The 12,853-nt window shown below is 28.0% G+C and carries 12 protein-coding genes; 3 read left to right on the top strand and 9 right to left on the bottom strand.

Annotated elements, in window-relative coordinates; all coding sequences use genetic code 11:
• Positions 1–35: 35 nt before the first annotated feature.
• Positions 36–1,235: a phosphoglycerate kinase gene (locus tag EPJ79_RS10040; protein WP_147739395.1), complete on the top strand. Its 1,200-nt coding sequence runs from the start codon at positions 36–38 to the stop codon at positions 1,233–1,235.
• A gap of 191 nt (positions 1,236–1,426) precedes the next feature.
• Here EPJ79_RS10040 and EPJ79_RS10035 read toward each other — a convergent pair whose 3' ends face one another.
• Entirely contained in the window at positions 1,427–3,919 is a 2,493-nt protein-coding gene (locus EPJ79_RS10035; protein ID WP_147739394.1) for a Crp/Fnr family transcriptional regulator, read from the bottom strand.
• A gap of 177 nt (positions 3,920–4,096) precedes the next feature.
• On the bottom strand, positions 4,097–4,543 hold the full coding sequence (locus tag EPJ79_RS10030) for a hypothetical protein (protein ID WP_147739393.1): 447 nt from the start codon (positions 4,541–4,543) through the stop codon (positions 4,097–4,099).
• Between the two features lie 156 nt (positions 4,544–4,699).
• Here EPJ79_RS10030 and EPJ79_RS10025 point away from each other — a divergent pair, with 156 nt between their 5' ends.
• Entirely contained in the window at positions 4,700–5,608 is a 909-nt protein-coding gene (locus EPJ79_RS10025) for an SPL family radical SAM protein (RefSeq protein WP_147739392.1), read from the top strand.
• Between the two features lie 13 nt (positions 5,609–5,621).
• Here EPJ79_RS10025 and EPJ79_RS10020 read toward each other — a convergent pair whose 3' ends face one another.
• From EPJ79_RS10020 to EPJ79_RS09995, 6 genes are read right to left on the bottom strand one after another with little or no spacing between them, the layout of a single operon-like run.
• Complete coding sequence (locus EPJ79_RS10020; RefSeq protein ID WP_147739391.1) at positions 5,622–5,819, bottom strand: TM2 domain-containing protein; 198 nt, start codon at positions 5,817–5,819, stop codon at positions 5,622–5,624.
• Positions 5,820–5,834: 15 nt separating this feature from the next.
• Complete coding sequence (rfaD, locus tag EPJ79_RS10015) at positions 5,835–6,782, bottom strand: ADP-glyceromanno-heptose 6-epimerase (RefSeq protein ID WP_147739390.1); 948 nt, start codon at positions 6,780–6,782, stop codon at positions 5,835–5,837.
• Positions 6,783–6,796: 14 nt separating this feature from the next.
• Entirely contained in the window at positions 6,797–7,276 is a 480-nt protein-coding gene (gene rfaE2, locus EPJ79_RS10010) for a D-glycero-beta-D-manno-heptose 1-phosphate adenylyltransferase (RefSeq protein WP_147739389.1), read from the bottom strand.
• Entirely contained in the window at positions 7,269–7,844 is a 576-nt protein-coding gene (locus tag EPJ79_RS10005) for an ankyrin repeat domain-containing protein (protein WP_147739388.1), read from the bottom strand. The genes rfaE2 and EPJ79_RS10005 overlap by 8 nt, the downstream gene beginning before the upstream one ends.
• Before the next feature lie 12 nt (positions 7,845–7,856).
• Positions 7,857–8,564 carry an ABC transporter permease gene (locus EPJ79_RS10000; protein ID WP_147739387.1) on the bottom strand — a complete coding sequence of 236 codons (708 nt, stop codon included), beginning with the start codon at positions 8,562–8,564 and terminating at the stop codon, positions 7,857–7,859.
• A gap of 12 nt (positions 8,565–8,576) precedes the next feature.
• Positions 8,577–9,680 (bottom strand): ABC transporter ATP-binding protein, encoded by a 1,104-nt coding sequence (locus EPJ79_RS09995; RefSeq protein WP_147739386.1) that lies wholly within the window; start codon positions 9,678–9,680, stop codon positions 8,577–8,579.
• A gap of 214 nt (positions 9,681–9,894) precedes the next feature.
• Here EPJ79_RS09995 and recF point away from each other — a divergent pair, with 214 nt between their 5' ends.
• On the top strand, positions 9,895–10,956 hold the full coding sequence (recF, locus tag EPJ79_RS09990; RefSeq protein ID WP_147739385.1) for a DNA replication/repair protein RecF: 1,062 nt from the start codon (positions 9,895–9,897) through the stop codon (positions 10,954–10,956).
• 314 nt (positions 10,957–11,270) lie between these two features.
• Here recF and EPJ79_RS09985 read toward each other — a convergent pair whose 3' ends face one another.
• Positions 11,271–12,827 carry an FAD-dependent oxidoreductase gene (locus tag EPJ79_RS09985; protein WP_147739384.1) on the bottom strand — a complete coding sequence of 519 codons (1,557 nt, stop codon included), beginning with the start codon at positions 12,825–12,827 and terminating at the stop codon, positions 11,271–11,273.
• Positions 12,828–12,853: the final 26 nt, after the last annotated feature.

The following is a 12,853-nucleotide window of genomic DNA, read 5'->3' as shown; positions in this document are numbered from 1 at the left end:
TTATATTTTATGTAAAAATTCTAAAAGGATAAAAAATGAAAAAGACAGTAAAAGATATAGACATTAAAGGTAAAAAAGTAATAATGAGAGTGGATTTTAATGTTCCTCTCGATAAAGAAACCAACTCTAAAATAACGGATACTACAAGAGTTGACGCGGCTATGCCGACAATAGAGTATATACTCTCTCAAGGAGCTTCGTTAATATTAATGAGCCATTTGGGAAGACCTAAAGGAGAAGTAAATCCTAAATATTCTCTAAAGCCCGTTTACGATTATTTGAAAACAAAACTTCCGAATAATAAAGTTATTTTCGCTAACGATTGCATAGGAGAGGAAGTTAAAAAAACTGCGGGGTCTTTAAATGCGGGAGATGTTTTGCTTTTGGAAAATCTTCGCTATCATGCAGAAGAAGAAAAAAACGATGCAAATTTTTCAAAACAGCTTGCGGATTTGGCGGATGTTTATGTTAATGACGCGTTCGGAACTGCTCACAGGGCGCATGCTTCAACAGCGGGAATTGTAGCGGCTAAACCTTCTATGCCTGCCGTTGCGGGATTTTTAATGGAAAAAGAAATTAAATATTTGGGAGATGCCGTTGCCGAGCCTAAAAGACCTTTTGTAGCAATTATCGGAGGAGCGAAAGTTTCAAGTAAAATTTCCGTTCTTAAAAATCTTCTTAATAAAGTGGACACATTAATCGTAGTCGGAGGAATGGCTTATACATTCTTTAAAGCTAAAGGTTATGAAATAGGAACTTCTTTATGCGAAGACGATTATATTCAAACGGCTAAAGAAATTATGGATAAAGCTAAAGAATTAAATAAAACTCTATATTTGCCAATCGACAATGTTGTAGCGGATAAATTCGATAACGATGCAAACAAAAAAATTGTAGATTGCAACGCTATACCTTCAGGATGGATGGGAATGGATGTCGGAGATAAAACTCTTAAAGAGATTGAAAATATTCTTAAAAGCGCAAAAACTATAGTTTGGAACGGACCTTTGGGAGTATTTGAAATGTCTAACTTTGCAAAAGGAACTTTTGAAACCGCTAAATTTATAGCGAATTCTGGAGCGGTTAGCATAATCGGAGGAGGAGATAGCGTTTCTGCCGTTAATAAATCTGGAGTTGCCGATAAAATGACTCATATATCTACAGGTGGCGGCGCTTCTTTAGAGTTTTTAGAGGGAATAGAATTGCCCGGCATAAAGGTTTTACAAGATAAATAATTTTTAATAATTTTATTTTGTATGATATTTTAGAGAGGCTTTTTTAGTCTCTCTTTTTTATTAATAGATTAAAGTTAATTTGAAAAATTTTGCTTGTTTTCTACCCGCTTCGCTTAGGAGTTGGCTTTTTAGCATAGCTTGTTATCAAAAAAGAATAAGAATTTTTACTTTCTTTAATATTTCTCTACAATTTACATACTCTTATAAAAATTTATATGATTAGCAAGTTCTTCAGGCAAAGGATTTCCCGTTTTTGTAAATTTAAAATATCTATTTTCTAATTCTGTGGCTTTTTTCATTCTAATATTTCTAAATCTATTTGCAATATCGGAGAACATAGGCTGTTTTTCAAGTTCGTCTCTTATATTTTTTGATAAAGGAACTTCTCTAAATAATATATTTCTGTTAACTCTGTTTAATCTCATTATTCCTTTGCTTTCGTATTTTATCCATATAAAATAATCGGATACAAAAACTTCTCTTAAATTATTTCTACATTTTTTAATTTGTATTTTAATTTTTTCTTTTGAATCGTCCGATAAATCTCTATTCTTTTTATAGAATTGAATATAATCGCTATACGAAGATGTTAAAGACATTTGAGTAATATCATTCCAAGCTGGACCTAACATAGTTTTGCATAATTCCCATCTGAAAGCTCCTATAGTTGGAATAGCTAAAGATTCCAAATCCTCCGAAGTAAATATTGGAAATAAAAATCTTCCCGTGCTGTCTTTTTGTCTGCTTGAAAGCTCTTCCCACATTATCGCTCTTGAGCCGAAAGTTGGCATTAATATTATATTTGGCAAAACTTCTTTCATAACCAACTCTTTTGTTATATTTAATTGGCTATTTTTATATAAAACCTCTCTATAAAATGCGGAAAAATCAACTTTCTTTATCGACTCAATTACCGATTCTATAGTCGCTCTTTTTATCAAAGCGTCTTTAAAATCTTTTATCACCATATCGCTATGAATTATAGGAAAATAAACGCTTACCTGTCCATAGCATAATCTTTGAGTAGTTGCAACCATATTCTCTATTTCGTATTCCAATCTTTTTGATTGACTTTCAAAATGCTCTTCCGCTTCTTTATCGCTTATAATTCCTCTTTTTTTCATTTCTCTTAAAGCTTCTTTATAATCTTGTCCGAATCCATTAACGGAAGGCAATTCTTCTTTATCGTATATTTTTTTAAGCCATTCGTCTATATAGAAAACATTAAAATTTTTAGCCTTTGTTTTATCTTCAACTTCGTATAAATCCATTATTTGATTAGGCGTTAATAAACCGTCATCCATATATCCGTAATTTAAAAACATTTTTAATAATTTAGAATCTTTTCCGTCTATAATCAATTTTTTTGCAATTTCTTTAAATACTTCAAAAAATACATTTGTAACCGAACGCCTTATTTTTCTTGCTTCGTCTTCCGTGTCGAATTTATCTTTAAGTTTTCTAAACGCATCCAAACCTTTTAATAATGTTTTAGCTCTTTCTTCTTCTATTCCCGAAATTTCAATAATTCTTTTAGCGGGATTTTTAATCTCTTCTGGAATTTGCTCAGCTCCAATAATAACTTTTACTCTATTAGCGTTTTCAGTTTCGCTTTCGGCATTATCAGATTTTTTTAATAATTTTTTAATTATAGAATCAATTTCTTCTTCGTTTATATTTAAATCTAATTCGTATTCTTCTTTTATTAAATTATAGAATCTTTTTGTTATATTTCCTAAATATTCCGTATATTTTGCCAATACTTCGTTATCTTTTCCTTCTTTTTCAAATTCAAAAGCTATTTTTGAATATTCGTAAAATAAAGATTCTTTTTCGGGCGAATATATAAAAAATATATTTTCTATAGTTTCTGCAAATTCTTTTTTTAGTAAATTTATTATGTCAACTAAATTATTATAAAGCATATTTGCCGCAGATAAACTCATATTTGTATCGTAAGTAAAAAAAGAGTCTTTAATATTTTTAGGCATAGTTAAAAATCTTCTTATATATTCCATTTCAACATTAAGTTTATTATCGTTTTCTTCTTTCGACAAATCTTTATTATAATCGCTCAATTCTTTATGATTCGACTTTACAAAATCTACATCGAAAGAATGCGGAATATAAAAACCCGATTTCGTAGCGCTTTCAAATATTTCTTTTATTTTTAAGAACGATTCCGATTTTAAATGTTTATTCTTGCTATTAATATTGAAATATGCAATTCCCGAATTTGTAGATATTGTTTTTAATTCGTTATTTATATTTTTTATTTTTATATATTCTTCGTAAAATTTAAGCGATAAATATGAAGTGGAATGATACATATTAGTTAAATAAGGTTTATTTTTATTAAAGAAATCTTTAATCTCTTCTTTATTTGAAGTTTTTACAATATATACTTCGTTTTCAGAATTTGATTTTAATGAAAACATATAATTTGAATTTTCTCTATATCCGCCGATTCCTATTATAATATTTCTTGGTATGCTAAATAATTTACAACTATTTTGAATTATATCTTCTTTATTTTCCGTATTAATTAAATCTTTAGAAGATATATAAACATCTATATCTCCTTTTGTAATAACTAGAAGATTTTCTATTTTTTCTCCCTCGTTAAAAATCACGGTATTTGAATTTATTTTTAATAATCCTGTTTCTTCGATTTTTAGACTCATAGCTTTATTCCCACATTTTTACTTAAAAAATTATACAAATAAATTATATATTTTTTTATAAAAATAGATAGTGTATAATTTTGTAAATTTATTTATTATTTAATACTAAAAAATTAATAAAAAAGACACCGCAATTAAGCGATGCCTTTTAATTATTTTATCTATTATTAATTTCAATTATTTTTTAGTAATATCTACAGTCTCTGATTTCCCTTCAAGTTCCATTGTAAATTTCCCTTGAGTATCGCTACTAAAAATAAAAGTCGATTTTGCGCTTTTACCAGAAATGGTATGCGAAGCGGTATAAATTATATCGCTAACTCTTGTTACAGAAGACGAAGGAATTATCGCGTCATCTTTAGCGCCTTTTAAAGTAACAGAACCGTCAGTATTTATTGTAAGTATATTCGTTTCAGTTTTCCCATCTGGTTTTCCCCACCAATTACCCGCATAATAAGATAATGTTCTTTCTTCTGTTCCTGTCTTATTCTTATTATCGCAACTTACTGAAAATAGTATTAAAGAAAATACTACAATAAATAATTTGAATGAAAAAAGATTAGTTAAGAGATAGTGATAGCTTTGTTTTGTTTTGTTTTGTTTTGTTTTGTTTTGTTTTGTCATGAGAATTTACCTCGTTAAACTAGTATATTCCGAAAATTTTCTTTCGGTTTTTATTAATTAGATTATACAATATTAAAAAAATATGTCAATCATTTATTTTAAAAAAATATAAAAAATATTGCTAAAAATCTTAATGTATATTAATATAGTAAGGCTATGTTTGAAACGGAAATAAAACCAAAAATAATATATAGAGAAATAAATTGTAAATCGGCAATAAACAAAATAAAAAATAAATTCGGTTTTTGCAACGATTTAAATATTTATAGAGGTTGTTTGCATAAATGTTATTATTGTTATGCCGTTTATTCGCATAAATATATTAATTCGAGAGATTTTTTCAACGAGATTTTTGTAAAGAAAAATATAGCGGAAGTTTTAGAAAAAGAATTATCTTCAAAAAGTTGGAAAAGAGAAACTATAAATTTGGGAAGCGTAACCGACAGTTATCAGAAAGCGGAAGAAGATTATAAGATAATGCCCGATATATTAAAACTTTTAATAAAATATAAAACTCCAATGTGCATTTCGACAAAAAGCAATTTAATATTGAGGGATTTTGAATTGATAGACAAACTTTCAAATATCGTTCCCGTTAGAATCGCTTCAACTATAACAACCGCTTGCGAAAAATTATCTTCTTTAATCGAGCCAAATGTTATAAGTCCGTTAAAAAGATTTGAAACGCTTAAAGAATTTAAAAAAACTAAAGCGATAGTCGGAGTTCATACAATTCCCATTATGCCTTTTATAACCGAAGACGGATTAGAAAATTTATTTATAAAAACTAAAGAAAATAATTTAGATTATATTATTTGCGAAGTTTTAAATTTAAAAGGAGAATGCAGAAAAATATATTTAAATTTCGTTAGAAAAAATTTCCCGCAAAATTATAAAAAATATCTTTATATTTACAATAATAACGGCGAATTAAAAGAAGAATACAAAAATAAAATTTACAAAAAGATAAAATTTTTAGAGGAAAAATATAATATTAATTACGATTCTAATAATTTTGACAAAGTTTATATTGAAAACGAAACTAATTTATTTAATTATATTTGATTTATTAAATATTTTATTTTCTTAATTTTCTTCCGTTTTTGTCGGTAAATACATCCAATAAAATCATAACTATATCTATTATATACCAAATTCCGAAACCTCCAGCGGTAAGCCAGAATAAAATTCCCGTTCCTATTTTGCCAACATAAAATCTATGAACGGGCAAAAATATTGCAAGAAGTAGAGTCGCAATCCAACTTCTATCTGACATTTCTTACATAAATAATCACCTCCAATAACCTTCGCTTTCTTCTAAAACTTGAGCGTATTTTTTAACTCCAGAGTTTACATTCATAAAACTTTTATTATATCCCGCTTCTCTTAAAAGCGTTAAATCGGCTTGAGTAAATTTCTGATATTTTCCTTTTAATGCTTCGGGAAAAGGTATATATTCTATATTCGATTTTGGATAAACTTCTTTTAACGCTTTTGCAATCTCTAAAAAACTTTCGGCACATCCCGTTCCGCAATTAAATATTCCTCTTATTTTTTCGTTTTCAAAAAAGTAATTATTAACCGAAACTACATCGTCAATATAAATAAAATCTCTTAAAAAAGTTTCGCTTCCTTCAAAAATTTTCATGCTCTCGCCCGATTTTATCTGATTAAATAAATGAAAAGCGACTGACGCCATTCTGCCTTTATGATTTTCCTGCGGTCCATAAACATTGAAATATCTTAATCCGACTACTTGACTGTTAATTTTTTTCTCTTTTGCAAGTTTATTGACATATCTATCAAATTGATATTTTGAAAAAGCGTAAACATTTAAAGGATATTCGTTTTCTTCTTTTTCCGCAAAACCTTTTTCTCCGTTTCCATAAACCGAAGCGCTTGACGCGTAAAATAATCTAATTTTATTTTCTAAACAAATATGCAAAATATTTTTACTCGTCTCATAATTATTTTTCATCATATAATTTCCGTCCATCTCCATAGTGTCGGAACAAGCGCCTTGATGAAAAATTGCATCTATTTTATCTCTACATTTGTTTATAAAATCAATCGAAAATTCTTTATCAATATAATCTTTAAATTTTATTCTATTTAAATTTTTATGTTTTGAACCGTTTTTTAAATCGTCAATTATAATTATATCGTCAATTCCTAAATTATTTAATCCTCTAACGATATTCGAGCCTATAAATCCCGCTCCGCCTGTCACTATAATCATAAAAACTCCTTTATTTAATTATTTATATTTTTATTTATATTTTTTATAGTTTTTGTTGTGGAATAGCCATCGACAAAATCTATTAATATTGTTTCTTTTGCAAACTCTCTTCCAACCACATTTTCTATTTTATAATCTCCGCCTTTAACAAGTATATCGGGTTTAACGATTTTTATCAATTCAAAAGGCGTATCTTCGTTAAATATTGTTATATAATCTATGCATTCTAAAGCGGATAAAACTATCGCTCTGTCTTCTTCGTTATTTATCGGACGATTTTCTCCTTTTAATTTTTTAACCGATAAGTCGCTATTTAATCCTAATATTAATAAATTGCCAAGTTCTCTTGCTTTTTTTAAATATTCCACATGCCCGCGATGAAGTATATCAAAGCATCCGTTTGTAAAAACTATTTTTTGGTTTTCATTTTTTTTATTTCTTATAATATTTAAAACTTCTTTTAATTCTTCAATATTTAATATTTTTTTATTCATATAATTTTTTTAAAAACTCCGCAGTTTCTTTTTGTCCTTTATTTATCGCAATATCTAAAGCGCTCTCTCCGTCTTTATTTTTTAAATTTATATCCGCTCCATTTTCTATTAAAATTTTAACCGTTTCTAAATCGCCAATTCCAGCGGCAAACATAAGAGAAGTTACAAGTTTAAAATTTTTTGCATTAACATCCGCTCCGTTTTCAATCAAATAATTTATTATAGAATGCTCTTTTGTAAGCGAACCGTAAAGCAAAGCGCTAAACATAGGTCTGTCTCTTAAATTAACATCCGCTCCGCAATCTATTAAATATTTTGCAATTTCAATTTGTTTTTCGGCGCATGCAAACATTAAAGCCGTTAATCCCGTTTTACTTCTGCTATTTAAATTTGCTCCGTTTTCAACTAATAATTTTGTCATTTCAAAATATCCTTTTTTGGCGCAAATCATTAATAAAGTAAATCTTGATTCTTCGTCTCTCGCATCTACTAAAGAATTATCTTTTTCTATGCATTGTTTTGCTTTTTCTAAATCGTTATTTTTAATATATTCGACTATATCAAGCATTTTATAGCCTCGTTATTGCCATTTATAAGATTCTACAAACATAGTCGATATTGAAATGCAGGCGATTGCCCAAATTAAAAAGAATATAACATTTTGAATATCAATCATTCCTTTTGTAAAATCCGCAAAATATGTAGTTATTGAAATAGCGTTTAATAATTTGCTCGCTCCCGTAAACATTTCGCTAAGCCAATTTATAATATAAGCGAATATTCCCATTGAAACTCCAAGTATCGCCGCAACCAACTGACTTTTTGAAACGCTTGTCGATATTAATCCAAGTCCTAAAATTGCAGTGCCAAGTAGAAATAATCCCAAATAACCGCTAAATATAACTCCCATATCGGGCTTTCCAAATATCATAAGAAGAATTGGATAAACGAAAGTCATTATAAGCAAAGAAGCGTAAACTACCAAAACCGATAAATATTTTCCGATTACATATTGCAAAGAAGTTATTGGAGCTGTCATTATTAATTCAAAAGTTCCCGAATCTCTCTCTTCGGCAATTAATTTCATGCATAATATTGATAAAAATAATATCGTAAAAAAACCTATATTATACATTGTGTTTTCCATAACGGCTAATCTGCTATAATAAATTTCTATAGTGAAAAAATAACCCGTAAGCGCCAAATAAATAAATCCCAAGATATAATATAAAGGCGACACATAAAAAGATTGAATTTCTCTTGCAAATATAACATAAATATTTTTCATTATTTTTACCTCTTAATTATTTTCTTCTTTTTTATCGTTTAATTCTTCATTTGAATTTTTATCTAAATTTTCGTTTAAATCTTTATTTTCTTCATTGTCCGAATTTTTATTTTCATCTTCTTTTTTATTTGAATCTTTTGAAATAATTTCGTCTTTTATATATTTAGATTTATCAAAATCTTCGCTTTTCTTTTTATCGGTAAAATATATAAAGACTTCTTCTAAACTTCTTTCTTTTGCTCTAATTTCCAAAACTTCAAAATCGCCTTGAACCAAATGCTTAACTATCGAAGCTCTTATATCGTTTCCTCTTTCGCATTCTATTATAATAGAACCGAAATTATCAGTTTCAGCTTGAATAACTCCTTGAACTTCTCTCACGCGAATAAGCGCGTCTTCAACTTTTCCCGCGACTTTTAATTCTATATTGCCTCCTAATATCTCTCTGTCCATCGCTGTTTTTAAGCCTTCAATAGTGTCTTCGGCTATCAGCTCTCCATTGTCTATAATTAAAGCTCTTTCGCATGTATCTTCGACTTCGCTTAATATATGAGTCGACAATATAACGGTTCTAGTTCCGCCTAAACTTTTTATTAAAGAACGAACTTCAATTAATTGATTTGGGTCAAGTCCGCTTGTAGGCTCGTCTAATATTAAAACTTCTGGGTCATGTATTATCGCTTGAGCTATTCCCGTTCTCTGTTTATAACCTTTAGATAAATGTCCTATTATTCTATCTTTATATTTTGTAAGTCCCGTTATTTCAATAGTATTTTCTAAAGCGTTTTTAATATGCTTTCTTTCTATTCCTTTCAATTTTGCGGCAAATTTCAGATAATCGATAACCGTCATTTCGGTATATAAAGAAATATTTTCGGGCATATATCCGATTTTTCTTTTTAATTCTATCGGATTATCGTAAATCTCATAATCGTCCAAATAAACGAATCCGCTTGTCGCGGGCAAATAACCCGTAATAATTCTCATCATAGTGCTTTTTCCCGCTCCGTTTGGTCCTAAAAATCCGACAATTTCGCCTTTGTTTATCGTGTATGAAATTCCTTTTAAAGCCAAATGTTCGCCGTAATATTTAACAATGTTATCGACTCTTATCATTGATAATCCTTAAAATAAAAATATTTAATAGATATAATTGAATAATATAACAGTAAAAAGCAATTTTATCAAGCGTTGAAAATTTAAAAATTCGGTTATTTTAAGAAATAAATTTAACTTTTAAAATATAAAAATTTTGTATTAATTTTGTATCTAAAAAGAAAAATTTAATATATAATAAATAATTTATATAATAAAATTAAGGGCAAGATAAATGATACTCAAAGAGTTAACTCTGCGTTCTTTTAGAAACTATGATGAAAGCGTATTTGATTTTTCTGATAAAATAAATGTTTTATACGGAAATAACGGCTTTGGAAAAACAAATATTTTGGAAGCTATATATATGCTTGGAAACGGAATATCTTTTAGAACTCGTTTAGATAGAGAAATCGTAAAATATAAAAACGATAATTATTTTATAAGAGGAATATTTAGAGAAGATAATTTATCTTACGACACAAATATAGAAATAGTTTATCAAAAAAAATCTAAAAAAGTTTTTATGGACAAAAAAGAAATCTCTTCAAGAAAAGATTTAATTGGAAAAATACTTTATATTATATTTCTTCCAAACGATACCGATTTAGTTATGGGCGAGCCTAAATTGAGAAGAGACTATTTTAATATGCTTATTTCAACAATATCGATTGAATATTTATCTTCTTTGATAAAATATAATAAACTTTTAAAAATGCGAAATATTTGCTTGATAAATAAACCCAACGAAGCTCATATTTACAATGAAGATATAGCGAAACTTTCTTTATATATATCGAAAGAAAATATTAAATATTCAAAAATATTGGAAGATAAAATGAACGAAACTTACGAAACGATATTTAAAAATGAAAATCCTTATTCAATTAAATATTTATCGACTATAGAAAATATTGAAAACGAAAACGATTATATAAAAAAACTTGAAGACACTTTACAAGAGCAAATAAAACTTAAAACGACATATTTTGGAGTGCATAGAGCGGAATATCAATTTTATTATAAAGATTCGCTTTCAAGAAAATTTTCTTCTCAAGGCGAAAAAAGAATGTTTGCGCTTATAATGAAACTTGCAAGCGAAAAAATATTTTTAGAATATAGAAATAAAAAACCTATTCTTTTAATAGACGATGCTATGCTTGAACTTGACAATATAAAAAGAGATAGCATATTGGAATATATAAAAACTTTAGGACAGGTATTTATAACCGTGACTGAAAAAGAAAAAGTGAAAAATTTTGAAAGAGGAAAAATTTTTGATATAGTTAATTGTTAGTTTATAAAAACATAAAAAATTTATGGACTTATTTTATGTTGTGTAGATTGCGTTAAAAATTAATTCTTTTCTTCATTAAAGAAAGTCCTATTACACGCGCATATGTCTAGCAATTATTCTTTCCGTTATCACGAAACTCTACTGAATCAATACACTTTTAATAAAATTTATTTATTAATAGAACTAAATTTTGAAATTAACTTTATTAAATCTGAACTGCCACGCCTTCCACTCTGCATCCCTTTAGTAACGAAAGCTTGCAATGACTAATATGCAAAAAATAACATAAATTTTTACTTTCAAACCAATAAAACTCAATATAAAGAAACTCTCGCTCTCTTTATTTCCGTTCTGTATCTTTTAATTTCCCATTCTATTCTTTTTTGATTCCAGCCCAATATATTAGCCATTTCTTCCGCTATATGTTCAGCCAGCAAAGTTCCGCAGTCGTTTTCGGTTAATATAAATCTTAATCTTCTAATCATAATATCGTCTAAATGCAAAGCATGTTCAACTTCTACAAAATATTTTATTAAACCTCTTGGGATTCTTTCGTCAAGTCCTACATTTACAAGCAGAGAAGAATCGTTTTTGCAGAACTCGTTTAATCGAATCGCCAAATCAACAGAATTAAAATAATTTATAAGAAAATCGATAGTCTCTTTTTTTAATACCCATTCTATTTTTTTATCGATTTTATTATTCATAAATTTGCCAACGCTAAACCATTTATGCGGCTTTCCGTATATTTTTAATAAAGTTTTTACGGCTATTAATGAAGATAAGGTAAAGTTTCCGCCTTCAACCAAAAATAATCTATAATTAGGATGAGAATGAATTTTAATATCTGTAGAATCAACGGGCATCATACCAGATTGAGTCGTTATAATATGATTTTTATTTACTATAGAACTAAAATAAGTATTATATATATCAAGTAAATATTCTATCTCATCGCTTGTAGCGTATATGCAATCTAAATTTCCATTATATTTTTTTATTGTCGGTCCTATAATTAAAGTGTCTTTCCATTTCATTAAAAATACATTCGGTCTATCTTTTATTTTTGGCAAAACTACAGATTTATTAATATGAATAATATCGCTATTGACTATTAAATGAGACGCTTTTATATATTGAACCTTATTATCAAAACTGCCATTTGGAAGAGTTGAGCTTAATTCATGTCCCCAAGCGCCAGCAGAAATTACTATATCTTTAGCGCTCGTTTCGTATATTCTTCCCGTGATTTTATCGGATAAAATAACTTTTTGTATTTCTTTATTATTATATTCAAAAATTTTTACTTCAGCATAATTTAAAATATCCGCTCCGTTTTCTTCCGCTTTTAAAAGAAGTTCCATAACATATCTTGAATCGTCAAGCATTCCTTCGTTATATTCTATTCCAGCTATTACATCGTTATTGATTAAATCGGGCAAACATTCTAAAGCGGAATTTCTGCTATGAGATGTATGTCTTTTTATTTGAGAAAATATTGAAAGTAAATCGTAAAAATTGCTTTTTAATTCTTGTCCGAATATTCCAGATTTTCCATATTCGTATATTGGATATAATATTCCCGTTTGGCTTGCGGAACTTTTATATATTAAATTATTTCTTTCTCTAACTTTATAAATAGTAGAAATTATATTTTTTGTAGTTAAATCGTTATAGCCTCCGTTAAGTATTTTTCCCGTGCGAGAAGAAGCGCCGAAAGAAAAATCATGCTTTTCTAATAAAAGAGTAGAAAGTCCTACTCTTGAAGTCTTAAAAGCTATGGTAGCTCCGATTACTCCGCCGCCTATAATAATTATATCATAACGATTATTACCGATATTAGAAAGTATCTCGTCTCTCGTTTTTCGCATAAACGACTCCTTACTAAAATATAATT

Source organism: Brachyspira aalborgi, from assembly GCF_008016455.1.
In the GTDB taxonomy this organism is placed as follows: domain Bacteria; phylum Spirochaetota; class Brachyspiria; order Brachyspirales; family Brachyspiraceae; genus Brachyspira; species Brachyspira aalborgi.
This window is presented reverse-complemented; position numbering and strand designations above follow the sequence as displayed.

Bases quoted from the DNA above. Each gene is read 5' to 3' on its own strand.
- EPJ79_RS10040 (WP_147739395.1), top strand. From the start codon at position 36: ATGAAAAAGACAGTAAAAGATATAGACATTAAAGGTAAAAAAGTAATA.
- EPJ79_RS10035 (WP_147739394.1), bottom strand. From the start codon at position 3,919: ATGAGTCTAAAAATCGAAGAAACAGGATTATTAAAAATAAATTCAAAT.
- EPJ79_RS10030 (WP_147739393.1), bottom strand. From the start codon at position 4,543: ATGACAAAACAAAACAAAACAAAACAAAACAAAACAAAACAAAGCTAT.
- EPJ79_RS10025 (WP_147739392.1), top strand. From the start codon at position 4,700: ATGTTTGAAACGGAAATAAAACCAAAAATAATATATAGAGAAATAAAT.
- EPJ79_RS10020 (WP_147739391.1), bottom strand. From the start codon at position 5,819: ATGTCAGATAGAAGTTGGATTGCGACTCTACTTCTTGCAATATTTTTG.
- rfaD (WP_147739390.1), bottom strand. From the start codon at position 6,782: ATGATTATAGTGACAGGCGGAGCGGGATTTATAGGCTCGAATATCGTT.
- rfaE2 (WP_147739389.1), bottom strand. From the start codon at position 7,276: ATGAATAAAAAAATATTAAATATTGAAGAATTAAAAGAAGTTTTAAAT.
- EPJ79_RS10005 (WP_147739388.1), bottom strand. From the start codon at position 7,844: ATGCTTGATATAGTCGAATATATTAAAAATAACGATTTAGAAAAAGCA.
- EPJ79_RS10000 (WP_147739387.1), bottom strand. From the start codon at position 8,564: ATGAAAAATATTTATGTTATATTTGCAAGAGAAATTCAATCTTTTTAT.
- EPJ79_RS09995 (WP_147739386.1), bottom strand. From the start codon at position 9,680: ATGATAAGAGTCGATAACATTGTTAAATATTACGGCGAACATTTGGCT.
- recF (WP_147739385.1), top strand. From the start codon at position 9,895: ATGATACTCAAAGAGTTAACTCTGCGTTCTTTTAGAAACTATGATGAA.
- EPJ79_RS09985 (WP_147739384.1), bottom strand. From the start codon at position 12,827: ATGCGAAAAACGAGAGACGAGATACTTTCTAATATCGGTAATAATCGT.